Source organism: Streptosporangium sp. NPDC050284, assembly GCF_044459525.1.
Classification (GTDB): domain Bacteria; phylum Actinomycetota; class Actinomycetes; order Streptosporangiales; family Streptosporangiaceae; genus Streptosporangium.
Genome location: NZ_JBITIZ010000004.1, coordinates 262,030 through 286,971, shown reverse-complemented (window position 1 = coordinate 286,971; position 24,942 = coordinate 262,030). Strand labels below are relative to the sequence as shown.

23 protein-coding genes are annotated in these 24,942 nt (G+C 71.3%); 12 read left to right on the top strand and 11 right to left on the bottom strand.

Going from position 1 to position 24,942, the window contains the following annotated elements:
* The first annotated feature begins 1 nt into the window (after position 1).
* Positions 2-478, top strand: a complete 477-nt coding sequence (locus ACIBH4_RS12265; RefSeq protein WP_362516249.1) for a DUF3291 domain-containing protein — start codon at positions 2-4, stop codon at positions 476-478.
* On the opposite strand, the gene ACIBH4_RS12260 is transcribed toward ACIBH4_RS12265, so the two are convergent.
* A complete protein-coding gene (locus tag ACIBH4_RS12260) occupies positions 424-1,542 on the bottom strand; it encodes a DUF3866 family protein (protein ID WP_362767080.1) in 1,119 nt (372 codons plus the stop codon). The two genes, ACIBH4_RS12265 and ACIBH4_RS12260, sit on opposite strands and share 55 nt — an antisense overlap.
* A gap of 39 nt (positions 1,543-1,581) precedes the next feature.
* On the opposite strand from ACIBH4_RS12260, the gene ACIBH4_RS12255 reads away from it, so the two are divergent.
* Positions 1,582-2,538, top strand: coding sequence for a WYL domain-containing protein (locus ACIBH4_RS12255; RefSeq protein WP_350948310.1), 957 nt, complete (start codon positions 1,582-1,584; stop codon positions 2,536-2,538).
* Positions 2,535-3,491 (top strand): WYL domain-containing protein, encoded by a 957-nt coding sequence (locus tag ACIBH4_RS12250; protein WP_362767083.1) that lies wholly within the window; start codon positions 2,535-2,537, stop codon positions 3,489-3,491. The genes ACIBH4_RS12255 and ACIBH4_RS12250 overlap by 4 nt, the downstream gene beginning before the upstream one ends.
* Positions 3,492-3,539: 48 nt before the next feature.
* On the opposite strand, the gene ACIBH4_RS12245 is transcribed toward ACIBH4_RS12250, so the two are convergent.
* Positions 3,540-3,695, bottom strand: coding sequence for a hypothetical protein (locus tag ACIBH4_RS12245; protein ID WP_362767085.1), 156 nt, complete (start codon positions 3,693-3,695; stop codon positions 3,540-3,542).
* A gap of 74 nt (positions 3,696-3,769) precedes the next feature.
* Here ACIBH4_RS12245 and tatA point away from each other — a divergent pair, with 74 nt between their 5' ends.
* From tatA to ACIBH4_RS12225, 4 genes are all read left to right on the top strand, one after another.
* Entirely contained in the window at positions 3,770-4,105 is a 336-nt protein-coding gene (gene tatA, locus ACIBH4_RS12240) for a Sec-independent protein translocase subunit TatA (protein WP_362515943.1), read from the top strand.
* A gap of 58 nt (positions 4,106-4,163) precedes the next feature.
* Positions 4,164-5,105, top strand: a complete 942-nt coding sequence (tatC, locus tag ACIBH4_RS12235; RefSeq protein ID WP_362515947.1) for a twin-arginine translocase subunit TatC — start codon at positions 4,164-4,166, stop codon at positions 5,103-5,105.
* A 17-nt stretch (positions 5,106-5,122) separates the two neighbouring features.
* Positions 5,123-5,998, top strand: a complete 876-nt coding sequence (locus tag ACIBH4_RS12230) for a YegS/Rv2252/BmrU family lipid kinase (protein ID WP_362515949.1) — start codon at positions 5,123-5,125, stop codon at positions 5,996-5,998.
* A 127-nt stretch (positions 5,999-6,125) separates the two neighbouring features.
* Positions 6,126-8,855 carry a DEAD/DEAH box helicase gene (locus tag ACIBH4_RS12225; RefSeq protein WP_362767088.1) on the top strand — a complete coding sequence of 910 codons (2,730 nt, stop codon included), beginning with the start codon at positions 6,126-6,128 and terminating at the stop codon, positions 8,853-8,855.
* 113 nt (positions 8,856-8,968) lie between these two features.
* Here the strand turns inward: ACIBH4_RS12225 and ACIBH4_RS12220 are convergent, their stop codons facing one another.
* From ACIBH4_RS12220 to ACIBH4_RS12210, 3 genes are all read right to left on the bottom strand, one after another.
* Positions 8,969-10,396, bottom strand: coding sequence for an RNB domain-containing ribonuclease (locus tag ACIBH4_RS12220; RefSeq protein WP_362515954.1), 1,428 nt, complete (start codon positions 10,394-10,396; stop codon positions 8,969-8,971).
* A 116-nt stretch (positions 10,397-10,512) separates the two neighbouring features.
* A complete protein-coding gene (locus tag ACIBH4_RS12215; protein WP_362515957.1) occupies positions 10,513-11,415 on the bottom strand; it encodes a 5'-3' exonuclease H3TH domain-containing protein in 903 nt (300 codons plus the stop codon).
* Positions 11,416-11,432: 17 nt separating this feature from the next.
* The gene (locus ACIBH4_RS12210; protein WP_362515959.1) at positions 11,433-12,581 is read right to left on the bottom strand and encodes a SpoIIE family protein phosphatase; all 1,149 of its coding nucleotides are present in this window, start codon (positions 12,579-12,581) and stop codon (positions 11,433-11,435) included.
* Positions 12,582-12,873: 292 nt separating this feature from the next.
* Here ACIBH4_RS12210 and ACIBH4_RS12205 point away from each other — a divergent pair, with 292 nt between their 5' ends.
* Positions 12,874-13,989, top strand: a complete 1,116-nt coding sequence (locus ACIBH4_RS12205) for a Xaa-Pro peptidase family protein (RefSeq protein ID WP_362515961.1) — start codon at positions 12,874-12,876, stop codon at positions 13,987-13,989.
* 111 nt (positions 13,990-14,100) lie between these two features.
* Here ACIBH4_RS12205 and ACIBH4_RS12200 read toward each other — a convergent pair whose 3' ends face one another.
* Together ACIBH4_RS12200 and ACIBH4_RS12195 are read right to left on the bottom strand one after the other, a co-directional pair.
* The gene (locus ACIBH4_RS12200; protein ID WP_362515964.1) at positions 14,101-15,510 is read right to left on the bottom strand and encodes an NAD(P)/FAD-dependent oxidoreductase; all 1,410 of its coding nucleotides are present in this window, start codon (positions 15,508-15,510) and stop codon (positions 14,101-14,103) included.
* A gap of 233 nt (positions 15,511-15,743) precedes the next feature.
* A complete protein-coding gene (locus ACIBH4_RS12195; protein WP_362767091.1) occupies positions 15,744-16,706 on the bottom strand; it encodes a pirin family protein in 963 nt (320 codons plus the stop codon).
* A gap of 163 nt (positions 16,707-16,869) precedes the next feature.
* Here ACIBH4_RS12195 and ACIBH4_RS12190 point away from each other — a divergent pair, with 163 nt between their 5' ends.
* The 3 genes from ACIBH4_RS12190 to ACIBH4_RS12180 all read left to right on the top strand — a co-directional run bounded on the left by ACIBH4_RS12190 (position 16,870) and on the right by ACIBH4_RS12180 (position 20,136).
* Positions 16,870-18,465 carry an ATP-binding protein gene (locus ACIBH4_RS12190; protein WP_362767093.1) on the top strand — a complete coding sequence of 532 codons (1,596 nt, stop codon included), beginning with the start codon at positions 16,870-16,872 and terminating at the stop codon, positions 18,463-18,465.
* A 46-nt stretch (positions 18,466-18,511) separates the two neighbouring features.
* Complete coding sequence (locus ACIBH4_RS12185; RefSeq protein ID WP_362515973.1) at positions 18,512-18,988, top strand: Lrp/AsnC family transcriptional regulator; 477 nt, start codon at positions 18,512-18,514, stop codon at positions 18,986-18,988.
* Between the two features lie 176 nt (positions 18,989-19,164).
* Entirely contained in the window at positions 19,165-20,136 is a 972-nt protein-coding gene (locus ACIBH4_RS12180; protein WP_362515975.1) for a nucleoside hydrolase, read from the top strand.
* On the opposite strand, the gene ACIBH4_RS12175 is transcribed toward ACIBH4_RS12180, so the two are convergent.
* A complete protein-coding gene (locus ACIBH4_RS12175; RefSeq protein ID WP_362515978.1) occupies positions 20,126-21,184 on the bottom strand; it encodes an SDR family oxidoreductase in 1,059 nt (352 codons plus the stop codon). The two genes, ACIBH4_RS12180 and ACIBH4_RS12175, sit on opposite strands and share 11 nt — an antisense overlap.
* 223 nt (positions 21,185-21,407) lie before the next feature.
* Here ACIBH4_RS12175 and ACIBH4_RS12170 point away from each other — a divergent pair, with 223 nt between their 5' ends.
* Positions 21,408-22,325 carry a LysR family transcriptional regulator gene (locus ACIBH4_RS12170; protein ID WP_362515980.1) on the top strand — a complete coding sequence of 306 codons (918 nt, stop codon included), beginning with the start codon at positions 21,408-21,410 and terminating at the stop codon, positions 22,323-22,325.
* Between the two features lie 94 nt (positions 22,326-22,419).
* Here ACIBH4_RS12170 and ACIBH4_RS12165 read toward each other — a convergent pair whose 3' ends face one another.
* From ACIBH4_RS12165 to ACIBH4_RS12155, 3 genes are read right to left on the bottom strand one after another with little or no spacing between them, the layout of a single operon-like run.
* Positions 22,420-23,391 (bottom strand): BadF/BadG/BcrA/BcrD ATPase family protein, encoded by a 972-nt coding sequence (locus ACIBH4_RS12165; protein WP_362767096.1) that lies wholly within the window; start codon positions 23,389-23,391, stop codon positions 22,420-22,422.
* Positions 23,388-24,647: a 6-phospho-beta-glucosidase gene (locus tag ACIBH4_RS12160; RefSeq protein WP_362515984.1), complete on the bottom strand. Its 1,260-nt coding sequence runs from the start codon at positions 24,645-24,647 to the stop codon at positions 23,388-23,390. Before ACIBH4_RS12160 ends, ACIBH4_RS12165 begins: the two co-directional genes overlap by 4 nt.
* Positions 24,644-24,880 carry a hypothetical protein gene (locus ACIBH4_RS12155; RefSeq protein ID WP_362767099.1) on the bottom strand — a complete coding sequence of 79 codons (237 nt, stop codon included), beginning with the start codon at positions 24,878-24,880 and terminating at the stop codon, positions 24,644-24,646. Before ACIBH4_RS12155 ends, ACIBH4_RS12160 begins: the two co-directional genes overlap by 4 nt.
* Positions 24,881-24,942: the final 62 nt, after the last annotated feature.

Genomic DNA, 24,942 nt, shown 5'->3' with positions numbered 1-24,942 from the left:
CATGCACCTGGCCCAGCTGAACATCGCCCACATGCGCGCGCCCAAGGACTCCCCCGAACTCGCCTCCTTCATGGCGGGCCTCGACCCCCTCAACCGGCTCGCCGAGGCCGACCCCGGCTTCGTGTGGCGCCTCAAGGGGGGTGACGGCCCCGAGGACACGGTCGAGCACATATACGGCGACCACCTGCTGATCAACTACTCCGTGTGGCGGTCGCGTGACGCGCTATGGAGTTACGTCTACCGCAGCGACCACCTGGCGTTCCTGCAGCGGCGCAGGGAGTGGTTCCTGCGCATCGCGGAGCCGTACTCGGTGATGTGGTGGATCCCCGAGGGGTACGAGCCGACCCTTCCCGAGGGGATGGAGCGCCTGGAGAGGCTGAGGGCCGAAGGCCCCACGCTCGAGGCCTTCACCTTTAAAAACTTCTACGACAGCAGCGAGGCGGCGTGGCGCCCGGCGGCGGCCGAGGCGAGGAAGTAGGCGAGGTCCTCGTCCAGCCCCCGGCCCATCGTCGACAGGCGCACCGGAGATCCCTGGAGCGCCTCGTACAGACCCTCCACCGGCACCTCGACCAACTCGTGGCGGGCGGCGAGCGGGCGTGACTGCTCGGCAACCCGCCTGCCGAAGTCGCCGGGCAGCACGGGTACGGCGATGTGGGCCGGGGCCAGCGCCACCCGGCCGTAGGCGGTGAGCGAGTGATGCGAGACCCCGATGTGGCGCTCGCGCAGATCGCCCTCGCTGACCCGCAGCGCCGCCACAGGGCGGCCCCCCAGGACGGCGGCGGCGTTGACCGCCTCGCCGGCCGAGACTCCGGAGAAACCCCAGCGGGTGCCGCTGCCCAGGTTGCCGGGCCCCTGGGTGACGATCGCGACGTCGGCGTCCAGGACGTGTTTGGCCGCCAGCAGGCCCGTGTGCGGGGTCACCGCCTCCACGTCGCCGCCGAACGCCTGGCCCACGGTGACGACCCCGCACAGCCAGCCGGTCTCCCGCAGTCGTGCGCACGACATGGAGAACCAGGCGGGCAGCGCGCCCCCGTCGAGCATCACGTAGGCGACCCTGAGGGGTTTGCCGCGCCCCGGGCCATCGGTTTTCGGAGTTTCCCCAGGCTCCGCCGGGGGGTTCTGGCCGTACAGGCCACAGAGGATCGCGGGCAGGGCCGAGTGCAGGTCGGCGACGATCACCGGCATGCCGTCAACGGAGTCCGCGTCGCGCAGGACCTCGTGGAAGGGCGAATCCTGCTCGTCCGCGCCGAGGACGGTGGCCTGCAACGGGGTGTAGCGTGCCTTCACCAGGTGTCCGGGGCCTTGAGGATCTTGTGGCAAACGGTCGGGAACAGCGACCACCATGGCGTAGCCTCCCGTACCGAGACCCATCGCGAGCGCGGTCGTGTTGAGCAGCACCACGTCACCGGGCTCGGGACGTCCCACCAGGGCCGGGTAGGCGAGCGCGCGCGCCTCACCGTCCTCGGTGGTCACGTCGAGTTCCACCGCCCCCGGCCATTCGCGCCGGATCCGTACGACCTCGCCCCTGCGCCATCTGATCACGGGGGAAGGGTAGCGTCACTCGAACAGGAAGGAGGCCGGATGTCGCGCCGGAAGACCGAGCGGCTGCTCAATCTCGTGATCTGCCTGCTGGCCACGCGGCGGCCGCTCAGTGCCGAGCACATCCGCCAGGCGGTGCCTGGCTACGACGCCGACAACGACGAGGCCTTCCAGCGGATGTTCGAGCGGGACAAGAACGAACTGCGGGAGATAGGCATCCCGATCGAGGTCCACAAGGACCCCTGGGAGGAGGATCCGGGATATCGGATCGTCCGCTCGGCGTACGAGCTGCCGGAGATCACCCTGGAGCCCGACGAGGCCGCCGTGGTCGGCCTGGCGGCGCAGGTGTGGCAGCGGGCCAGCCTGGCCGAGGCGGCCAGCGGGGCCCTGCTGAAGCTGCGCGCGGGGGGCGTGCAGACCGACGAGGCCCACGGGGTGCTCGGCGGCGCGCTGGAGTTGCGCGTCGACACCCAGGACCCGTCCTTTCCCGCGCTGTGGGAGGCCGTGCGCGACCGGCGCGCGGTCCGCTTCGCCTACCGGGCGGCGGCGAGCCAGAACGTGCTGACCCGCACGGTGGAGCCGTGGGGCGTCGTCAGCCGCAGGGGCCGCTGGTACATGGTCGGCCACGACCGCGACCGGGAGGCGCCGAGGGTCTTCCGGCTCAGCCGCATCAGCGGGCCGGTCACCACCCTCGGCCGCCCGGGTTCGGTGGTGGTGCCCGAGGACGTCGACATCAAGTCCATGGTCGTCTACAGCGACGCAGCCGTTCGTGAGCGCACCGCCCTCATCCGGGTCAGGCGGGACACCTGCCAGGGGCTGCGCCAGGTGGCGAAGGCGGTGCGGCCCGCAGGTGAGGACTGGGACGAGTTGGACGTCGACTTCACCGACCCGGGCAGGCTGGCCGGATGGATCGTGGGTTTCGCCGCGGACGCGGAGGTCGTCGGCCCCCCGGACGCCCGTGACGCGGTCATCTGCCGCCTGAAGGGAGCTCTCGCGTGAGCACGGCCGACCGCCTGCCCAGGCTGCTCGCACTGGTGCCCTACCTGATGTCGCACCCCGGGGCCCAGGTCCCCGAGGTCGCGAAGATCTTCGGGCTGAGCGAGAAGCAGCTCATCGACGACCTGCAGCTGGTGTGGATGTGCGGACTGCCCGGCCACACCCCCGGCGACCTGATCGACGTGTCGTGGGACGGCGGGGAGATCGTCATCGACAACGCCGAGACCATCGCCCGCCCGTTGCGGCTGGGCGTGGACGAGGCCAGTGCCCTGCTGGTCGCCCTGCGTCTGCTCGTCGAGATGCCGGAGTTCGGGGAGCGCGACGCGCTGGCCCGGGTCATCGCCAAGTTCGAGCGGGCCTCGGGCGAGGGCGCCGCGGCGGTCAGCAGCCAGGTCGCGGTGGAGGTCGACGCCGCGCCCGACGCGCTGCCCGTCGTCAACGAGGCGCTGCGGCGCGGCAGACGGCTGTCGCTGCGCTACTACGTGCCGGGCCGCGACGAGATCACCCCGCGCGAGGTCGACCCGATGCGTCTGGTCGTCGTGGACGGCCGCCCCTACCTGTCGGGCTGGTGTTACCGGGCCGAGGCGGTCCGGCTGTTCCGGCTGGACCGGATGCTCTCCGTCGACGTGCTCGACGTGCCCGCCGACCCGCCCGCGGACGCCGTGGCCGACGAGGTGACGCCCGGGGTGTTCCGGCCCTCGCCGACCGACGAGCTGGTGGAACTCGAACTGACCCCCGCGGGCCGCTGGGTCGCCGAGTACTACCCGTGCGAGCGGGTCACCGAGCTCGGTGAGGGCCGGGTGCGGGTGGCCCTGAGGGCGAGGGACCAGGGCTGGCTGGTACGCCTGGCGTTGCGTCTCGGGGACACCGGCAGAGTGGTCTCGCCCGCCTCGTTGGACGAGAGCGTCCGGGCCGCGGCCACCGCCGCGCTGAATCGTTATGAGTCGCTTTCCTGACGTACGAAGCCGGAGTCTCCCGATATGGGCTGGATTATCGCCGCGATTTCACTCGCCTTCGCAGGGCTTGCCCTGCTGGGTTTCCTCGCCGTTCGTGTGCTGCGGGCGGCCGCCGAGCTGAGTCGTGAGGTCGATCGGACGGAAGGGAGACTGGAGCCCGTCCGGGTCCTGTTCGGCGAGCGTACGGCGATCGCGCGGGGCCAAAGGGATGAGTCTGCCGCCGGAGGAGCGTACGATCGGAGGCAAAGACCGCACGTCGCCCGGCGTAAGGATGTGTAATGCCCAACCTCGGACCCACTGAGCTGATCATCATCGGCCTGATCCTGGTGCTGCTCTTCGGTGCCAAGAAGCTGCCGGAAGCCGCCCGCGGGCTCGGCCGGTCGCTGCGCATCTTCAAGTCGGAGACCGCCAAGCTCCGCGACGAGGACGACACGGAGACCGCGACCGCCACGGTCGTCCAGGCCCAGCCCCAGCCCGCCGCCCCGGCTCCGCAGCCGATCCCCGCGGCGACCCAGCCCCCGGCCCCCGCGCTGAGCGTCGAGGAGGAGGCCCGCCGGCTCGAGGAGCAGGCCGCCCGGCTGCGTGCCCAGGCCGGAGCGTCCAAGCAGCAGTGATCGGCGGTAGCCTGAAGATCTACCCCCATCACTCGACTCGTCACCCCAGGATTCGCGAATGGCGCTGCTGAAATGGCCCAAATCGGGCCGGAACGGGGCGGCACCGTCGCCCGCCGAGGCGGGCGACGGTCGCATGCCGCTCATGGAGCACCTGCGCGAGCTGCGTAACCGGCTGGTCATCGCCCTGCTCGGCCTGGTGGCCGGCACCATCGTCGGTTTCGTCTTCTTCGACCCGATCTGGGAGTTCGTGTCGGCTCCCTACTGCGGGCTCCCGCAGGCGCAGGAACTGCGGTCCGGGGAGTGCACGATGCTCATCCTCGGCGTCTTCGACTCCTTCTTCGTGAACCTCAAGGTCGCGGCGATGTTCGGCCTCGTGGTCTCCTCGCCGATCTGGCTGTGGCAGATCTGGGGTTTCGTCACCCCCGGCCTGTACCGCAACGAGAAGCGCTACTCGTTCCTGTTCATGGCGCTGGCCGTCCCGCTGTTCCTCGCGGGCTCGGCCCTGGCCTACTTCGTGATGGACAAGGGCCTGTCGATCCTGCTGAGCTTCGCTCCGCCGGGGACGGTGGTCGGCCTCACGATCGACGAGTATCTCAGCTACGCGCTGATCATGATCATCGTGTTCGGTATCTCCTTCGAGTTGCCGCTGCTCATGGTGTTCCTGAACATCATCGGGGTGCTGCCGCGCTCGCTGGTGGCCAAGCACCGCCGCATGGTCATCTTCCTCATGTTCGTCTTCGCCGCCCTGGCCACCCCGAGCACCGACCCGTTCTCGATGATTGCCCTGGCTATCCCGATGGTGCTGCTGTTCGGCCTGGCCGAGGGGTTCATGTATCTCAGGGAGAAGAGACAGCGGTCCAAGGGCGAGGACTTCTCCCACCTCTCCGACGACGAGGCCTCCTCGCTCGACGACGACGTCTCGCCCGTTGGTGCCGTGACCCCCGTCGACGATCCGGCTCCTATCGATTCGAGAACGACCGACACCGATCCCGGCAAATAGCGGATAAGTTCCGGTCTGTGCCCGCAGAGATCGCAGTCCTCGTCAATCCCGCCGCCCGCGGCGGCCGTTCGCGGGGGCTGCTCTCCCCGGTGCTCGACCGCCTGCGGCAGGGCGGGCGCGAGGTCTCGGTGATCCTCGGAGAGTCCGCCTCCGACGCACTGGAACGCGCCTGCACGGCCGTCGCCGAGGAGCCGGAGGCGCTGGTGGCCTTCGGCGGCGACGGCCTGGTCCACCTCGCCGTCCAGGCGGTCGCGGGCAGCGGCGTGCCGCTGGGCGTCATCCCCGTGGGCACGGGCAACGACATCGCCGCCGCGCTCGGCATCCCGCTGAAGGCGCCGCTCGCCGCGGCCGACACCGTGTTGCGCGGGCGGGTGCGCACGGTCGACGCCGTGAAGGCGGGCGAGGACGAGTGGTTCGCCGGGGTGCTGGCCTGTGGCTTCGACTCCCGGGTCAACGAGCGGGCCAACAGCATGACCTGGCCGCCGGGTATGGCCAGATACCTCGTCGCCCTCGCCGAGGAGCTGCGCTCCTTTCGGCCCATCCCGTTCAGGATCGGCCTGGACGATGAGATCGTCGAGCGTGAGGCGATGCTTGTCGCGGTCGGCAACACCCGTTCCTACGGCGCGGGCATGCGCGTGTGTCCCGGCGCGATCCCCGACGACGGCCTGCTGGACGTGACGATCCTCGGGGCCATCCCCAAGATGGAGTTCCTGCGCACCTTCCCCCGCGTCTACCGGGGCTCCCACGGCGCCCATCCCGCCGTCACCATGCTCCGCGCCCGCCGGGTGACCCTGGAGGCCCCGGGAGTGATCGCCTACGCCGACGGCGAGCGGGTCGGCCCCACCCCGCTGACATGCGAGATCGTCCCCGGCGCGCTGGCGGTCCTCGTCTAGGGTCGCCGGCGTACGTCGGCGGTCCGTCCGGCGCCGCCCGGACGGCCCGCCGGGGCGGCCCTCGCGATCGACGGGATCCGGGGAGAAGGGGGACGGGCCGGAATCCCGATATCGGTAGGCTGGAGCCATGACGACCCCAGCGGAACGATACGCTGCCTTCCGTCAGAGCCAGGCTGAGAGCGGGCCGGCGCTGACCTCGTTCCGAGGTCTTTACGACTTCGAGCTGGACGACTTCCAGCTCGACGCCTGCCGGGCGCTGGAGGCCGGTGACGGGGTCCTCGTGGCGGCGCCCACCGGCTCGGGCAAGACCGTCGTGGGCGAGTTCGCGGTGCACCTCGCCCTGCGAGAGGGCCGCAAGTGCTTCTACACCACCCCGATCAAGGCGCTGTCCAACCAGAAGTACAACGACCTGGTCAAGCGATACGGCATCGACAAGGTGGGCCTGCTCACCGGTGACAACAGCGTCAACGGCGAGGCCCCCATCGTCGTCATGACGACCGAGGTGCTGCGCAACATGCTCTACGCCGGGTCCTCCACCCTGGCGGGGCTCGGTTTCGTGGTCATGGACGAGGTCCACTACCTCGCCGACCGGTTCCGCGGCGCGGTCTGGGAGGAAGTGATCATCCACCTGCCCGAGTCGGTGCGCCTGGTCGCCCTGTCGGCCACGGTCAGCAACGCCGAGGAGTTCGGCGAGTGGATGGGCGAGGTCCGCGGCGACACCAGCGTCATCGTCGACGAGCACCGCCCGGTCCCGCTCTGGCAGCACATGCTCGTCGGCAGCCGCCTCTACGACCTGTTCGTCACCGGAGACGACGACCGGCGCCCGCAGATCAACCCCAACCTCCTGCGCATCGCCAAGGACGAGGAGCGCCAGGCGTACGGCAGGGGGCGCCGCAGCTACTCGCGGCCTCGCAGGAACGGCCCGCCGGACCGTGCCGCGGCGATCGAGCGCCTGGACGCCGACGCCCTGCTGCCCGCGATCACGTTCATCTTCTCCAGGGCGGGCTGCGACGCCGCCGTCATGCAGTGCCTGCACGACGGTATCCGGCTCACCACCGACGCCGAGCGTCACGAGATCCGGCAGATCGTCGACGAGCGCACCGCGCACCTGCCCGACGAGGACCTGGGGGTGCTCGGCTACCTGGAGTGGCGCGACGCCCTGGAGCGCGGCCTGGCCGCCCACCACGCGGGGATGCTCCCCACCTTCAAGGAGGTCGTCGAGGAGCTGTTCACCCGAGGTCTGGTCAAGGCCGTGTTCGCCACCGAGACGCTCGCGCTGGGCATCAACATGCCCGCCCGCTCCGTGGTGATCGAGAAACTCGACAAGTGGAACGGCGAGACCCACGCCGACCTCACCCCCGGCGAGTACACCCAGCTCACCGGACGGGCCGGGCGCCGAGGCATCGACGTGGAGGGCCACGCGGTCGTCCAGTGGCAGCCGGGCACCGACCCGCTCCAGGTCGCCGGCCTGGCCAGCACCCGCACCTACCCGCTGCGCTCCAGCTTCCGTCCCTCCTACAACATGGCCGTCAACCTCGTCGGCCAGGTGGGCAGGGAGCGGGCCAGGACCCTCCTGGAGTCCTCGTTCGCGCAGTTCCAGGCCGACCGGGCCGTGGTGGGCATCGCCAAGCAGGTGCGTCGCGCGGAGGAGGCCCTGGAGGGTTACCGCCAGGCGATGACCTGCCACCTGGGCGACTTCGAGGAGTACGCCGCGATGCGCAGGGCCCTGTCCGACCGGGAGGCCGAGCTGTCGCGCCGGCGCGGCGCGGCCCGCAGGACGCAGGCGTTGCGCTCGCTGGAGGCGCTCAAACCCGGTGACATCATCAGGGTGCCCGGCGGGCGCAGGGCCGGTCTGGCCGTCGTCCTCGACCCCGGCCTCAACTCCAGGGGAGAGGGGCCCTCACCCCTGGTGCTGACCATCGGCAAGCAGGTCAAGAAGCTGTCACCGGCCGACTTCCCCGTCCCGGTCGAGCCGGTCGAGCACCTGCGCATCCCGAAGAACTTCAACGCCCGCTCGCCCAAGGAACGGGCCAACCTGGTCTCCTCCGTGCACGCCAAGATCGGCGACCGTGACTTCGGCAAGCCCGTGAGGGCACGCGACCACGCCGCGGAGGACGACGAGATCAACCGGCTGCGCACGGAGATCCGCCGGCATCCCTGCCACGGGTGTGACGAGCGCGAGGACCACGCCCGCTGGGCCGAGCGCTACTACAAGCTGCTCCGCGAGACCGAGGGCCTGCGCCGCAGGGTCGAGGGCCGCTCCCATGTCATCGCCCGCACCTTCGACAAGGTCTGCGGGGTGCTCGACCAGCTCGGCTACCTCGACGGCGAGAGCGTCACCGCGGAGGGCCGCCGCCTGGCCCAGCTCTACACCGAGCTGGACCTGCTGACCGCCGAGTGCCTGCGCGCGGGGCTCTGGAACAACCTGGACCCGGCCGAGCTGGCCGCGTGCGTGTCGTCACTGGTCTTCGAGTCGCGGCAGGCCGACGACGCCCGCCAGCCCAGGATTCCCGCGGGAGCGGCTCAGAAGACGCTGGCGGACATGGTGCGCCTGTGGGGTGAGCTGGAGTCGATCGAGAGCGATCACGGCCTGTCGTTCATCAGGGAGCCCGACTTCGGCTTCGCCTGGGCGGCCTTCCGCTGGGCCAAGGGCCACAGCCTGGACGCCGTGCTCCGTGACGGTGTGGCCGGCGCGGAACTGGCCGCGGGAGACTTCGTCCGCTGGACCAAGCAGCTGCTCGACCTCCTCGGCCAGATCTCCGACGCGGCCCCGGCGGGGAGCAAGGTGAAGCAGACCGCGGGCAAGTCGATGGACGCCCTGCGGCGCGGGGTGGTGGCCTACTCGTCCCTGACCTGAGCTCCTGCCTCCGGCCTGTTTCCTCCCTCTCCGGCGGGCCTACGCGGCCGGAAACCCGGTCGCGGAGGCTCGGCGGAGAGCTTCGCGGAATCTCGGGCCGGTCCGGGAACGGGTCAGGTCAGACTGAAGCGGACCTCGCGGGTGGCCGGGTCGGCGCGCGTCAGCCGCACGCGTACGGCCTCCCCCAGCGGGAGCCCCTCGCCGTCGCAGCGGGCCACCACCGCGGGGTCGGTGACCTGCACCTGACCCCATGGCCGGTCCTCGGCCACGTCGATCACCACGGCGTCGAACGTCTGGCCCACCCGTTCGCGCAGGACGAAGGCCTCCACCAGGTCCACGCACGCCCGCTCGACGCCGCCCGCGCGGCGCCCGGTGGCATTCATGATCTCCGGCAGTTCGCCCATGGTCCTCTGGATCTCCTGGGGCACCGGCTCGCCCGCCGCGATGGCCAGGCAGATCTCCGTGGCGTAGCGGTCGATGAGGCGGCGCAGCGGAGCGGTCACGTGCGCGTACGGTGCCCCCACGGCGGCGTGCTCCGCCTGCGCGGGCGGCTCGCCGTTGAAGGCGACGTATCCGGCGCCGCGCAGCAGCACCGTCGACTCCTGCAGGAACGCGGCCTGCTCGGGGATCCTCGGGTCGAGGGAGTGGACGACGTCGCCGTACCCGGCGCCCTCGGGCCAGGGCACGCCCAGAGCGGCGGCCACCCGGCGGACCTGGGTGATCCTTTCGACGGGGGCGGGCGGCAGCACCCGCAGCAGGCCGATCTCGGCGTCCAGCATCATGGAGGCGGCGGCCATGCCCGTCAGCAGCGAGAGTTGTGCGTTCCACGCCTCGGCGGCCAGAGGGGCGCGAAACTCGACCCGGTAGCCGTTCTTCTCCGGGACGACCTCCTGGTCGGGGGTGGGCAGCGTCACGCCGCCCCTGGCCCGCTCCTGGGCGAGCCTGAGCCGGCCGATCTCGGCCAGCAGCCGAAGAGTGCCGTCGGCGGTGCCGGTGTCGACCGCGGCCTGCGCGTAGTCGTAGTCGAGCCGCTCGCGGCTGCGTACCAGTGCCCTGCTCACGTCCGCGCCCACGATCAGGCCCTCGGCGTCCAGGTCGACGCACCACAGCGCGGCGGGCCGGGTCACACCCGGCAGCAGGCTGGCGGCGCCCTCGGACAGGACGGGCGGATGCAGCGGTACGCGCCCGTCGGGCATGTAGACCGTCTCGCCGCGGAGGCGGGCCTCGGCGTCGATCGCCCCACCGGGCCTGACGAACGCCCCGACGTCGGCGATGGCGTACCAGACGCGGTAGCCGCCGGACCGCTCCTCCAGGTGCACGGCCTGGTCGAGGTCCATCGCGCCCGGAGGGTCGATGGTGATCAGGGGCAGGTCGGTACGGTCGAGCCGGGGCAGGGCGGGCACCTCGGCGACCCACTCGGCCTCGTCGATCACCGCCCGGGGGAATCCGTCGGGCAGTTTCATCTCACGGCGGATCCGCTCGAAACCGTCGCCGAGCCGTGGATGGGACCCTTCGGGCACCAGGATGCTCTTGTGAGGCACAGGGAGCAACCTACCGGCTCGCGGCGGACTCCTCACCGGCCGGTCGGGACAGCGGTGATCGGCACGGCGGAAGAGCAGGTCGGAGGCGGGAGACCGGGAAGGCGGGGGATGAGCCGTCAGAGCGCCGAGGTCAGGCGCTCCAGCGGCCCGGACAGACCGTAGCGCTCGCTCAGGGCCGCGAGGGCCTCCGGGTCACGGGGCTTGGCGGGAAGCGCGATGTCCGCCTCGGGAAGGGGGACGTCGCGGGCGACCCGGACCACCTCGGGGGCCACCCGCAGGTAGTCGCGGGCCGCCGACAGCCTGGCGCGCTGCCCGGCGGTCAGGTCATCGCCTCCCTCGCCCCCGTCGAGGGCCCGCAGCAGCGCCTCCAGCGAGCCGAACCGGGTGATCAGGGCCGCGGCGGTCTTGTCGCCCACCCCCGGCACGCCCGGCAGACCGTCGCTGGGGTCGCCGCGCAGGGTGGCGAAGTCGGCGTATGAGCGGCCCGGGACACCGTATTTCTCGGTGACGGCGGCCTCGTCGACCAGCTGGAGGTTCTTGACCCCCCTCGCGGTGTAGAGGACCCGGACCGGCCGGGAGTCGTCGACCAGCTGGAACAGGTCGCGGTCGCCGGTGACGACGTCGACCTGGCCGCTCGCGCGCGCGGTGAACGTGCCCATCACGTCGTCGGCCTCGTAGCCGGGCACGCCGACGAGGGCGATGCCCACCGCGCCGAGCACCCGCTCGATCACCGGCACCTGTGGGGCGAGTGTGTCGGGAGTCTCCTCGGCACCGTCCTCGACGACCCGGTGGGTTTTGTACGTCGGGATGGCCGCCACCCGGAAGGCCGGGCGCCAGTCGGCGTCCATGCAGGCGACGAGCTCGGTGGGGGAGTGCCGCCGGACCAGCATGGCGATCATGTCGATGACGCCGCGCACCGCGTTGACGGGCATCCCGTCGGGGGCGGTCATCGACTCGGGGATGCCGTAGAAGGCGCGGTAGTACAGCGAGGGGGTGTCAAGGAGCATCAGGCCGGGCATGGCGACCATTTAACCAATCAGCCGAGCACTCCGATTGCCAGAACGCAGGTGTCGTCCTCGGGGTTGGGGCCGCCGATCACTTCGATGAGCCGGTCGAGCCCGTTGTCCGGGTCTCCTCTCAGCAGGGCCGCGGCCTCCATGGTCAGCGCGAGCCCTTCGTCGATGTCGCGGGTGCGCCGCTCCACCAGCCCGTCGGTGAACAGCAGCAGGAGGTCACCCTCCCGCAGCTCGACCCCGGCCGTCTCGTACGGTTCGTCAGGGGTGGCGCCCAGCAGCACCCCGGCGGGCGAGTCGAGCTGGGTGGCCGTCCCCTCACGGACCAGGATCGGCGCGGGGTGCCCCGCCTGCCCCCAGGTGAACGTCCTGGTGTCCGGGTCGAGATGGCCGACGACCGCGGTCGCCGTCGTCTCGGGCATCCGGTGCAGCACGAGGTCGTTGAGCCAGGCGAGCAGCCTGGCGGGGGAGCGGCCGGTCATCGCGAGGCCGATCAGGGCGTGGCGCAGCTGGGCCATCTGGGAGATCGCGGGCATCCCGTGTCCGGACACGTCGCCGATGGCGAGCAGTACCCTGCCGTCGGCGAGGGGAACGGCGTCGTACCAGTCGCCGCCCAGGCCGGGGTCGACCCCGGCCGCGACGTAGCGGACCGCGATGCGCGCGTGCGGCAGGTCGATGCTGTCTCCCAGACCCGGCATGATCGCCTCGCGCAGGGTCACGCTCATGTCGTGCTCCTCCGCGACCTGCTCGCGGATCCGCAGCAGCTTGCTGCGCGACTCCGACATGATCCGCTCGGCGCGGCGGCGGCCGGTGATGTCCTGGACGACGCCGTGCACGCTGAGATGCCCGTCGCTCACGACGGGGTCGAGCGCGACGCGCAGGTGGCGCAGCTCACCGCGGCGGCGGATGCGGAACTCGGCCTCCCCGGCCTGGGCCCGGTGCACGACGGACCACAGCAGCCGGTCGAGGTCGGGCCGGTCGGCCGCCTCGACGTGACCGATCAGGTCACGCAGGTGGATCGGGCCGTCGCCGGGAGCGCGGCCGAATATGGTGTACGCCTGATCGGACCAGGTGGACCCTCCGGTCTGGAGATCCCACTCGGCCCAGCCCATCTCACCCATGCGCTCCGCGTGTGCCAGGCGTGCGGTGAGGAGGTGTCGCTCAACGGCCATGTGCTCGTCCGCTTCACCACGTGACCGCTGTGCCGTCTCAGCGGCGGTCGATGAGGCCGGACCGGTCACCTGGTCGTTTCGTGGGTGGAGGGGTGGCTGGTGGCCGCCCACTACGCCGACCATGTAGCTCGCTCTCGATGTGTGGCTTTATGGATACTTTGCCAACAAAGTGTGATCGTACTTCAACAGATTGTAGTGGTGAGGCTGCTCTCGTGCCTTCCTTTCCCTGAGTTTCGGTTCCGGGGCCGGGCCCGGATGCGTCGCCGTTCCGCCGGGGATTAGATTGGTCGGCGTGACGACGGAGCCCTCTGACCTCTATCCCGTGACCCGCCTGGCCGCCGTCCGCGAGGCGACCGCCACCGCCGGGCTCGACGCGCTGCTGCTCACGCCAGGCCCCGACCTTCGCTACGTGACCGGGTACGAGGCGCTGCCGCTGGAGCGGCTCACCTGCCTGGTGCTGCCGGCCGAGGGCGAGGCGTTCCTGATGGTGCCCCGACTGGAGCTGCCGGCGGCCGAGCGCTCACCGGCGTCGCGGCTCGGCGTCGAGTTCGTCCCGTGGGACGAGACCGACGACCCGTACGCGGTCGTCGGCCGGCGGCTGGGCGCGGTCCGCAAGGTCGGTCTCGCCGACCGGATGTGGGCGATGCAGTCGCTGCGCCTGCGCGACGCGATCCCCGGCGCCGAGCAGGTGCTCGCCGGGACCGTCCTGCGCGGGCTGAGGATGCGCAAGACCCCGGCCGAGGTGGCGGCGCTGCGCAGGGCGGGGGCCGCCATCGACGCCGTCCACGCCCAGGTGCCCGGTTTCCTGCGGGCCGGCAGGACCGAGCGCGAGATCGGCCGGGACATCACCGAGGCGATCATCGCGACCGGTCACTCCACCGTCGACTTCGTCATCGTCGGCTCAGGGCCCAACGGTGCCAGCCCGCACCACGAGCTGTCGGACCGCGTCGTGCAGGAGCGCGAGCCGATCGTGGTCGACATCGGGGGCCAGATGCCCGACGGCTACTGCTCGGACTCCACGCGCGTCTACGCCATCGGCGAGCCTCCGGCGGGCTTCCTGAAGTACTACGAGGTGCTCAGGCGGGCCCAGCAGGCCGCCTGCGACGCCGTGCGCCCCGGGGTGCCGTGCGAGGCGGTCGACGCCGCCGCGCGAGAGGTGATCACGGCCGAGGGCTACGGCGACTACTTCATCCACCGCACCGGTCACGGCATCGGCCTGGAGACCCACGAGGAGCCCTACATCGTCACGGGCAACGCCGAGCCGCTGGCGCCCGGCTTCGCCTTCTCCGTCGAGCCGGGCATCTACCTGCCGGGAGCCCACGGCGCCCGCATCGAGGACATCCTCGTCTGCACCGACGAGGGCGGCGAGCGGGTCAACCACCGCCCTCGCGAGCTGGTGGTCGTCTAGGGCGGAGCGGACCTCTCCGACGTCGGAGAGGTCCGCGCGCCGGTGACCGGCCGCACGGTCCCGGCGGCGGTCCGAGCCGAAAGCGTGTCGGCTACCGGCCGGGACGCCGTGTCAGAGCCCGTAGGTCTCCAGCAGCCGCAGCCAGATCTCGCTGGCCGTGGGGAAGGACGGGACCGCGTGCCAGAGCCGTTCGAGGGGCACCTCGGCGACGACGGCGATCGTCGCCGAGTGCAGCATCTCGCCCACCGCCGGACCGGCGAAGGTCACCCCGAGCAGCACGCGGCGCCGCTCGTCCACGACGGCCTTGGCCCTGCCCCGGTAGCCGTCACCCTGCAGATAGGCCCCCGACACCCTGCCCAGGTCGTACTCGACCGTGCGGACGTCGAACCCCTCGGCGCGGGCCTGTGCCTCGGTCCGGCCGACCGAGCACACCTGCGGGTCGGTGAAGACCACCTGCGGCGCGCCGTACGCGTCCGCCACGTCGCGCAGGCCCGGCAGGTCGTCGGTTTCGCCCTTGGCCCGCGCCGCGATGACGTCGCCGCACACCCGTGCCTGGTACTTGCCCATGTGGGTGAGCAGGGCGCGGCCGTTGACGTCGCCCACCGCGTACAGCCAGTCGCCGGGGACGCCGGTCGCGCGCATGCTGTCGTCGACCTCCACCGAGCGCCCGGCCTCCAGACCTATGGTCTCCATGCCGAGGTCGCCGGTCGCCGGACGCCTGCCGGTGGCCACGAGCAGCTCGTCGCCCTCGACGGGCGGGCCCTCGGACAGGTGGACGGTCACGGGACCCCCGGGCGTGGGCCGCTCGACCTTCGTCACCTGGACGCCCGTGCGCACCGTGATGCCGGCCTCGGCGAACGACTCGGCCACCAGCTCACCCGCGAAAGGCTCCATCCTGCCGAGCAGCCCGCCACGCGCCAGCACCGTCGTCTCCCGGGCGCCGAGCCCGTGCATGGCCTGGGCCATCTCGCAGGCCACCACGCCGCCGCCCAGCACGACCAGCCGTCCAGGAACGCTCTTCGCGGCCGTCACCTCGTGGCTCGTCCACGGTGAGGCCTCCGCCAGGCCGGGAATCGGCGGGACGGCCGCGCCGCTGCCGGTGGCCAGCACGACCGCCCGCCGGGCGGTCAGCGTGCGGACCGAGCCGTCCTTCGCGGTGACCGCGACCCGTTTGGGACCGTCCAGCCGCCCGTGCCCGCGGACGAACTCCGCCGGCACGCTCTTGATCCACTCGACCTGGCCGCCGTCGTCGAGGTGGGCCACCGCCTCGTCGCGCCGGGCGAGCACGGCGGCGGTGTCGATCGGGCCCAGCGTCAGGCCGGGTACCCGGGAGACCTCGGCGGCCAGCTCCACCGGGCGCAGCAGCGCCTTGCTGGGGATGCACGCCCAGTAGGAACACTCGCCCCCGGCCAGGTTCCTCTCGACGATCGCGGCGGTCAGCCCTCCCTTGACCGCGCGGTCGGCGACGTTCTCGCCTGCGGGGCCCGCGCCCACAACCACCACGTCGAACTCGTCCGACACGACTTACCTCCCAGAGAGAACCGGCCCATCGACCGCGCGCCGCCTCCGGCGACGCCGGTCGTACCAGCTTCGCACCCCTCGGCCGGAGTCACGTCTTCAGGACCGCGGCGGGTCCGGGGCGGGCCGCCTCCGTGTGCGGACCCGTCCGGTCCTTTCCCCGGCTTTTCCGCTTCCGGCCTTGTCGTCCGTTCCGGTCGTTCCAGGTCGATCAGGGGGATGTGCGAAACGCGAGGTCAGCGGCGGCGGCCGCGCGCCTTGAGGGGGGTGAGGGGCAGCTCGGGGGCGGGCAGCGGGGCGGCTCCCGTGCCGGGCACCGTGCCGAACCCCTCGCCCTCCATCCACTCCTGCCGGAACCCGGCGATCTCCTCGTGGCTGCGGCCGACGAAGTTCCACCACATGACGATCCGCTCCTCGAACGGCTCGCCGCCGAGGAGGAGCAGCCGCCCGGCCCCCTCGGCGCTCACGGTCAGCTCCGAGCGCCCGCTGCCCAGGTAGAGCAGCGGGCCGGGGGCGAGATTCGTCTCGCCGACCCGTATGGTGCCGGACAGGGCCAGTACGGCGTACTCGAAGCCGGGACGGAGCGGGACCGAGGTCCCGGCGCCCGCCTCCAGTGTCATCTCCGCCCCGACCAGCGGGGTGTGGACCGTCGCCGGGGAGGTGACACCGCCCAGCTCGCCCATGATGACGGTCACCGTGACGCCCGGTGACGACGCCGCGGTCAGCGTGGGCAGCGCCGGGTGGTGCTCGAAGGCCGGGGCGGTCTCGCGGGCGGCGGAGGGGAGCGCCACCCACAGCTGGACCCCGTGCAGTACGGCCTCGGCCGGAGACTCCTCCGCGTGGGAGATGGCCCGCCCGGCGGTCATCAGGTTGAGCTGGCCCGGTCTGATCAGCTGCTCGCTGCCGAGGCTGTCGCGGTGCAGAACCTCGCCCTCCACGAGCCAGCTGACGGTCTGCAGGCCGGTGTGCGGGTGCGGGGGGACGTGCATCGTCGCCCGCTCGGGACCGTAGTGGTCGATGAAGCACCACGCGCCGATCATCCTGACGTCCCGGTTCGGCAGGGTCCTGGTGACCTTCATCGCCCGGGGCCCGCCCAGCACCACGTCCCGGCCGGTCAGCAGCTCGTTCACCGGTCTCGCCGACACGTCCGCGAGGCCGCCGCAGGCCGACTCCCGCGGATCCGTTTCCAGGTTGCTCATTTTGCGAATGTACGGTGCGATCCGGTCCCGCCGGGTACGGGGTGGCACAATTCCCGGGTGAGGATCATGTGCGTGGTCGGCGCCCGGTTCCGGTATCTTTCGTCCACCCCACCGGTCGCCCACCGCCCTGGTGGGACGGACATCGTGTGAAGTGAGAGGCCGCATGACCACCGAGACACCTCCGAGCGGATCTCGGAAGAGCCGATGGAGCGCGCAGACGTGGTTCAACGTCGTGCTGCTCGCCATGACCCTGTTGCTCGGGCTGTCGGCGATCGTCGGTGCCACGGTCCTGCGGAACGCGGCGGCCGCGTCCACCAGGCTGATCGACCACATCTCGGTGGGCAGGATCCAGGCCGAACGCCTGCAGGCGACCCTGCTGAACCAGGAGACCGGGGTGCGGGGCTTCGTCCTCACCGGCAAGGAGGAGTTCCTGCAGCCGTACGTGGACGGGCGGCGCGACGAGCTCGCCGTGTCGGCGCAGATCGGGCAGCTGGCGCCGGGCGCGGAACCGCTGCTCGCGCTCCAGGAGGTGGAACGGCTGGCCGCCGAGTGGCGGACCCGCTACGCGGAACCGATGATCGCCAAGGTCAGGGACGAGAGTCCGAAGAGCGTCAGCGCCGAGCAGTCGGAGGAGAGCAAGCGCTCCTTCGACGCCGTCAGAAAGGCGATCGACGCCCAGAACACCGCCTGGGGCCAGGCGAGGCAGTCGGCCCGTGCCGATCTGGAGGCCGCCCACTCGGTCAGGGACGCCACCTTCTTCGGCATCCTGGCCGCTTTCCTGATCACCATCATCACGGTGGCGGTGCTGCTGAGAATCGCGGTGTTCGGCCCTCTGGCCCGTCTGCGCGAGGCCTCCCGCAGGGTCACCATGGGGGACTTCGCGCACCACGTGGACACCGGTGGCCCCGCCGACCTCGCGGAGCTGGCCGACGACATGGAGGCGATGCGCGGGCGTATCGTCAACGAGCTGGAGGAGGCACGCGGCTCCCGGCTGCGGATCGCGGCCCAGGCCGAGGAGCTGAAGCGCTCCAACGCGGAGCTGGAGCAGTTCGCCTACGTGGCCTCACACGACCTGCAGGAGCCGCTGCGGAAGATCGCCTCCTTCTGCCAGATGCTCCAGCAGCGGTACGCCTCCCAGCTCGACGAGAGGGCCAACACCTACATCGACTTCGCCGTGGACGGCGCGAAGCGCATGCAGGTGCTCATCAACGAGCTGCTGACCTTCTCCCGGGTGGGCCGGATCACCAGGGAGCCCGTCGAGATGGACCTGAACGACGTGATCGACAGGGCTCTGTCCAACCTCTCCGCGGCGGTGGAGGAGTCAGGGGCCGAGATCGAGGTCGGTGAGCTGCCCGCCGTCGTCGGTGACCGGACCCAGTTCGTGATGCTCTGGCAGAACCTGATCGGCAACTCCCTGAAGTTCCGCGATCCCGACCGCGCGCCCCGGGTCACGATCGAGTCCGAGCGGATCGACGGGGATGTACGGATGACCGTCACCGACAACGGCATCGGCATCTCGCCCACCTTCGCCGAAAAGATCTTCATCATCTTCCAGCGGCTGCACCAGCGGGACGCCTACGAGGGCACGGGGATCGGCCTGGCGCTCTGCAGGAAGATCGTGGAGCAGCACGGCGGCACGATCAGGCTGGACACCGAGTACGACGAGGGCGCCCGCTTCATCATCACGCTGCCCGCCGAGGCCGTCGAGCCGGAGCGGCAGGAGGATTCTTCGGAGATCACGGTTGGGACCGTGCCGTGACACACGGACGGCGCGCGCCGACCCGAATGCCGTTACCGTTTACCGGATGGAGGAGATCGACCGTCGTATCGTCACATTGCTGGCCGGGGACGGCCGGATGAGCTTCACCGATCTCGCCAGGGAGACCGGGCTCTCGGTGTCGGCGGTGCACCAGCGGGTGCGCCGGCTGGAGAAGCGCGGGGTGCTGCGCGGGTACGCCGCGCTGGTCGACTACGACGCCATCGGGCTCCCGCTCACCGCGTTCGTCTCCATCAAACCGATCGACCCGGCCGCCGCCGACGACGCACCGGAGCGGCTGGCCCACCTGAGCGCCGTCGAGGCCTGTCACAGCGTGGCCGGGGACGAGAGCTACATCCTCAAGGTGCGGGTGGCCTCGCCCATCGCGCTTGAGGAGCTGCTGAACCAGATCCGCACCGCCGCCAACGTCTCCACCCGCACGACGGTCGTGCTCAGCACGCCGTACGAGCATCGGACCCCTGAGCCGGCGGGGCAGGACGAGGGGAAGCCCGAGGAGCGCGCCTGACCTTTTCCCGCCGGGTCCGGGGAGAGGTCGCCCCGGACGGGCTCGTCCTCTCGGGTGAGGAGCGGGCTCGCGAGGGGCCGCCGGGGGTTCTTCCGGGCACGGTGACCGGCTCGCTCTCCCTTTTGGGAGGTTGTTCGTGATTTGCCGAGGTGAGGCAATTGATCCAAGCTGGACGGGTGCCTCCCAGAAAGATCATTATTGACTGCGACCCGGGAATCGACGACGCGCTGGCGCTCGTCCTCGCCCACGGGAGCCCTGAGCTGGAGATCCTGGGGATCACCACGGTCGGCGGCAACGTCGAACTGGCCAGGACCACCGACAACGCGCTGCGGCTCCGCGAGTTCCTCGGGTTCGGCGAGGTGCCGGTCGTCGCGGGCAGCGCGGGCGCCCTCCTGCGCCCCCGGGTGGACGCGGCCGACGTGCACGGGGGTTCGGGCCTCGGGAACGCGCTGCTGCCCGCGGCGTCGCTCCCGCCGGCCGCCGGGCACGCGGCCGACTTCATCATCGAGACGCTCAGGGCAGACCCGGGCGAGGTGACCCTGGTCGCGATCGGCCCGCTGACCAACGTGGCGCTCGCCGTACTCAGGGAGCCCGCGGTCGTGAACTGGGCGCGGGGGCTCACGATCCTCGGCGGGTCCTACACCAGGGGCAACTTCTCTCCCGCGGCCGAGTTCAACATCGCCGCCGACCCCGAGGCCGCCGCGATCGTCTTCGGGGCGGGCTGGACGGTGACCATGATCGGTCTCGACGTGAGCCGCGGCGCCGTGACCACGGAGGCGGTGGCGGAGCGCATGGCGGCGATGGGCAGGCTCGGCACCGATCTGCTCCTGCCGTGCGTGCGGTTCTACGGCATGATCACCGCCGAGGGCGGCCCCGCGATCCACGACGCCTGCGCGATCGCCCACCTGATCGATCCGTCGCTCATCACCCTCGAGCCCGCCGTCGTGGACGTCGAGACGGCGGGCCGCTTCACCGCCGGGATGACCGTGACCGACTTCGCCCTCCGGGGCCGCGTTCCCAACGCCCTGGTCGGCACCTCCCTCGACGTGGGCCGCTTCTGGGACCTGCTGCTGACCGTCTACGCCGGAGTCGCCGAGTCCATCGAGCCTTGGCCAGGCCGCTCCGGGAACGGAACCCTCAGGGGATGATCCTGCGACGGCGGAGGTCGCCGAGGATGTCCAGGAACATCGCCTCGGTGTCGACGTACTCGTGGAAGCCGAAACGCCGGGCCTTGGAACCGTCGGCGAAGAAGTCGTAGTCCCAGGAGAACACGGCGTCGCCGAAGGCCCAGGAGGACACCTCCGCGTACGGGTGCGGTTCCAGTCCGTACCTCTCGGTCATGGCCTCCCACAGCGGTCCCTTGTCGGCCATGACGACGTCAAGCGAGATCGGCAGGGGAGGTGCCACCTCCAGGTCGAAGAACCTGGCGATCTTCGGCCACATGTCGTTCCAGCGGAAGAGGTCGCCGTTGTTGACGTTGAACGCCTGGTTGGCGCAGCGCTCGTCGGTCGCCGCCCAGACGGTCGCCCTGGCCAGCAGTCCCGCGTCGGTCATCTCCAGCAGTGTGTCGTAGGCACCCGGTCTTCCCGGGAAGCGCAGGGGCAGGCCCAGTTCCTTCGAGATCGCGCCGTACACCGCGAGCACCATGGCCAGGTTCATCGGGTTGCCGAGGGCGAAGCCGCACACCACGGACGGGCGGATCGCCGTCCACGTCCATCCCGAGCCCTTCTGCCGCTCCTCCAGGAAGTTCTGCTGGTCGACGTTGAACTCGGGTGGCATGTGGTGCGGGTCGCTCTCGCGGGCCGGGGTCTTGAAGGGACCCAGGTGCGCGCCGTAGACCTTGTATCCCTGCATGAGGCTGACGTGCCGCAGGCCTGTCGCCACCGGTTCGACCGCGTCAACGACGTTGACGAGCATGGCGAGGTTGGGCGGGACGAGCTCGGCCCAGGTCGGCCGATCCTGATAGGCGGCGTAGAAGATGTGGGTCACCTCGGTGAGCTCGCCGAGCTTCTTGGCGCAGTCGTCCCGGTCGAGCAGGTCGACCCGTATGTGGCGGACCCGTCCCGTGCTCTCCCCGCCGCGGCGCGACAGGCCGATCACGTCCCAGTCGCCGAGTGTCGCGAGGTGGTCCACCAGGTTGCGGCCGATCACCCCCTGGGCGCCGACGACGAGGGCGACCTTGGGTTGGCTGCTCATTGTTCTTCTCCCGATCGGTACGGATGGGCAGGCACGCGGTCACGCTCCCGTGCCGGTTCCGTGCGATCCGATCCTGCACGCCTCCCGTTCCATGAGTCCAAGGCTTGTTTCTTGTCGCGGTCATGAACATCACTTATGGCAGCCGTTGTGATCCGGCGGCGTCCCGACGCTCGCGTCACATAATTCAAAGTTATGATTTATGTGTCTCTGATAATTTTTATGCATGCTGAGCCTGCGGCAACTCGAATACCTGGCGGCCATCGTCGACCATGGCTCCTTCACGCGGGCCGCCGAGATCCTCCACGTCACGCAACCGGCCCTGTCACACCAGATCCGGGCGCTGGAGCGGTCGGTCGGTGCCCCGCTGCTCGAACGGCTCCCCAGGGCCGTCCGCCTCACGGCGGCCGGGCGCGCGATGCTCCCCCACGCGCGGGCCGCCCTGGCCGACGCGGATCGCGCCCTGTCGGCCGTACACCGGACGACCGGGCTGGCCGGGGGAGAGCTGAGACTGGCGACGGTCTACTCGGTCAGCCTGGGCGTGTTGCCCGCCGCGTTGCGCGCCTGGAGCGGTCTCCATCCCGGGGTCGACGTCAGGCTGTTCGAGCACCGCCACGCAGACGAACTGGCGGAGGCGATGGCGAGCGGGCAGGCCGACCTCGCGGTCGGTCCCCGGCCCGCGTCCTGGGCGGGGCCGGTGCGCGCGCTCGGTATCGAGGAGTTCGTCGTAGCCGTCTCCTCCGGCGATCCACTCGCGTCCGACGGGGCGTCCTCGGTGGACCTGAGCGACCTGCGTGACCGCCGCTGGGTTCATTACGCCCCCGGCAACGGCCTGGCCGACATCATGGACCGCGCCTGCTCGGAGGCCGGGTTCCAGCCCAGGATCGCGGTGCGCACCGAGCAGACGGCGTCTGCCCCGACCCTCGCGGCCGCCGGTCTCGGACCCGCCCTCATCCCCGCCAACATCGTGCCCGGGCAGTACGAGGGCCGCGTTCTTCGGCCGAGGCCCGCCGTGACCAGGGTCCTCACCGCCTACGCGTGCACCGGGTTCGACGCCCTCGGCGGGGCCTTCCTCACCCTGCTCGCCGAGAGTGCGGCGGCCATCCTCCTTCCCCCTCCGCCGGACACCCCCCCTGCTCTCTGAGCGTTCGGGCTTCCCGCACACGGCGGCCCGCGCCGGGAGACGTGGGCCGTGCGCGGCGCGATGTCACCTCGTCATGCCAGGCCGCCCGGGAGCGTCATGTCAGGGTGTGGAAGTGGGCCCGCAGCCGGGCCCTGGCCTCCTCGGTGGCGCCGAGGGCGTCCAGGCCCAGCAGGGCGGCGCCCATGACGGGGGCGACGTCGGAGACGATCGGCTTGGCCTGCGGGGCGCGCTCGGCGAAGCCCCGCTCCAGCAGCTCGCTCATCAGCGGGTCGCGGGCGGTGAGGACGCCTCCGCCCAGGACCACCTCCGTGGGGACGGAGAGCAGGTCCAGGCGTCGCATCGCGACCACCGCGAGCACGACCACCTCCTCGGCCATCCGCGTCACCAGCGATCGGGCCACCGCATCACCCCGGTTCGCGGCCGCCATCAGCGCCGGGACCAGCTCGTTCAGCCTGCCGTAGGGCAACTCGCCGAAGTGGATGGCGAGGGACACCTCCTCGACGGTCCGGGTGCCGAAGTGCTCGCGGACCGCGGCGGCCAGCGCGCTGGCCGGGCCCCGGCCGTCCTCGGCGCGCACGGCGTGCCAGAGTGTCTCCTCGCCGAGGCCGAGACCGCCACCCCAGTCGCCGGTGATCCGTCCCAGCGCGGGGTATCTCGCCACCTCCCCCGAGGAGGAGACCGCCACCGCGTTCACCCCGGCGCCGCAGACCACGGCCACCCCCGCGGGCCCGGAGGCCCCGGCGCGCAGCAGAGCGAAGGTGTCGTTGCCGACGGTCGCCCGCCTGCCGTACCCCCGGGAGAGGATCTCCGCGCGGAGAGCCTCCTCCTCGACGGGCAGGTCCGCGCCCGCCACGTAGGCGGCCACGTGGTCGGCGTACGGTGTGACCGTGCCCGGGCCGAGTGCGGAGCGCACGGTGTCGCCGATCACGTCGATCGCGACGCCCACCCCCGTGGTCTGCGGCTGGAAGGCGCCGCCGCGTCCGGTGGCGAGGACCGAGCCGTCCTCCGCGACCAGCGCGACGTCGGTCTTGCTGTTGCCGCCGTCGACCGCCAGGACCGTTCTCACGCGGTCGCCCAGGACAGGTGCCCGCGGTTGGCCTCGACCAGGCGCCTGGCCAGGTCGCCGGAGAGCGAGGCCTGGCCGATCAGCGGGTGGGCGAGCAGCGCGTCGGCGACGCGGTCCTCGCCGCCGTGCAGCGCGGCCTCCAGCGCCAGCGTCTCGTACGCCGTGACGTGGGCGATGAGCCCTGCGAAGAGGGGCTCCACCGGGTCGACGGGCAGTGCGGCCGCGCCCGCCGAGGTGATCGTGGCCGGTACCTCGATGACCGCCTCGTCGGGCAGGAACGGCAACGTGCCGTCGTTGCGCAGGTTGACCACCTGGGTGTCGCCGCGGTCGCCGGTCAGCGAGGCGATCAGCGCCACCGCCGCCTCGGAGTAGAAGGCCCCGCCGCGCTCGCCCAGCAGTTCGGGCTTGGTGTCCACGGCGGGGTCGGCGTACAGCTCAAGCAGCGTCGCCTCCATCGCCGCGACCTCGGCCGCGCGTGACGGTCTGGTGCGTTGCTCCTCCACCACCAGGTCGTGCTCGTAGAAGTAACGCAGATAGTAGGAGGGCACCACGCCCAGGCGGCGGATGAGCGCCGCGGGCAGGCCGACGTCCCCGCCGATCTCCTCGGCGTGGCTCTCCAGCAGCTTGGGCAGCACGTCCACCCCGTCCAGGTGGACGGCCCGCTCCCAGGTGAGGTGGTTCAGACCGACATGACCCAGCGAGATCCTCGCGGGGGCCACGCCCAGGGTGGCGGCGAAGCGACGTTGGAAGCCGATGGCCACGTTGCACAGGCCGATGGCCCGGTGCCCTGCCTCCAGCAGCGCCCTGGTGACGATGCCGACCGGATTGGTGAAGTCGACGATCCAGGCGCCGGGCGCGTGCCTTCTGACCTTCTCCGCGATGTCCAGCACCACCGGCACCGTGCGCAGCGCCTTGGCCAGCCCACCGGCGCCGGTCGTCTCCTGGCCGACGCAGCCGCATTCCAACGGCAGCGTCTCGTCCACGTTGCGCGCCGCCTGGCCGCCGACGCGCAACTGCAGCAGGACCGCGTGCGCTCCGGTGACGCCCTCCTCGACCGAGGTGGTCGCGACGACCGTGGCCGGGTGCCCGGCCCGCGCCAGCATCCGGCGCGCCATGCCGGACACCGACTTCAGCCGCCGGGTGTCCGGATCGACCAGCGCTACCTCGCTCAGCGGCAGCTCGTCGCGCAGCCGTGCGAAACCGTCGATCAGCTCCGGCGTGTATGTCGAACCGCCTCCGACAACGGCGAGTTTCACCCTTTTACTCCTGTCAGCGTGACGCCCTCGATGAAGACCTTCCGGGCGAAGAGGAAAACGATGATCAGCGGGGCCATGACGGGCAGGGGCGTCACCTCGGTGGGGTTCCACCGCACACCGCGAGGTGCTCGCGAGGACATCGGCCCGGGAAAGAGCGTCCGGTTCTCCTTCGCTGTGGCCGTTGTGCGGGTGGTCAGGGGGGTCGGGGCGAAGGTGGGAAGGCGTCGGTGCACGACGGCTGCCTCCTGATGGCGGTGGATCCGGGCGAGTTGCCGGGGAGTTCCGTGCGAGGTTT

What these genes read in the sequence shown, in the direction of transcription:
- tatC (WP_362515947.1), top strand. Translation starts at nt 4,164, where the DNA reads ATGGCGCTGCTGAAATGGCCCAAATCGGGCCGGAACGGGGCGGCACCG.
- ACIBH4_RS12190 (WP_362767093.1), top strand. Translation starts at nt 16,870, where the DNA reads ATGACCACCGAGACACCTCCGAGCGGATCTCGGAAGAGCCGATGGAGC.
- ACIBH4_RS12215 (WP_362515957.1), bottom strand. Translation starts at nt 11,415, where the DNA reads ATGCCCGGCCTGATGCTCCTTGACACCCCCTCGCTGTACTACCGCGCC.
- ACIBH4_RS12195 (WP_362767091.1), bottom strand. Translation starts at nt 16,706, where the DNA reads ATGAGCAACCTGGAAACGGATCCGCGGGAGTCGGCCTGCGGCGGCCTC.
- ACIBH4_RS12175 (WP_362515978.1), bottom strand. Translation starts at nt 21,184, where the DNA reads ATGAGCAGCCAACCCAAGGTCGCCCTCGTCGTCGGCGCCCAGGGGGTG.
- tatA (WP_362515943.1), top strand. Translation starts at nt 3,770, where the DNA reads ATGCCCAACCTCGGACCCACTGAGCTGATCATCATCGGCCTGATCCTG.
- ACIBH4_RS12170 (WP_362515980.1), top strand. Translation starts at nt 21,408, where the DNA reads ATGCTGAGCCTGCGGCAACTCGAATACCTGGCGGCCATCGTCGACCAT.
- ACIBH4_RS12225 (WP_362767088.1), top strand. Translation starts at nt 6,126, where the DNA reads ATGACGACCCCAGCGGAACGATACGCTGCCTTCCGTCAGAGCCAGGCT.
- ACIBH4_RS12210 (WP_362515959.1), bottom strand. Translation starts at nt 12,581, where the DNA reads ATGGCCGTTGAGCGACACCTCCTCACCGCACGCCTGGCACACGCGGAG.
- ACIBH4_RS12265 (WP_362516249.1), top strand. Translation starts at nt 2, where the DNA reads ATGCACCTGGCCCAGCTGAACATCGCCCACATGCGCGCGCCCAAGGAC.
- ACIBH4_RS12255 (WP_350948310.1), top strand. Translation starts at nt 1,582, where the DNA reads ATGTCGCGCCGGAAGACCGAGCGGCTGCTCAATCTCGTGATCTGCCTG.
- ACIBH4_RS12185 (WP_362515973.1), top strand. Translation starts at nt 18,512, where the DNA reads ATGGAGGAGATCGACCGTCGTATCGTCACATTGCTGGCCGGGGACGGC.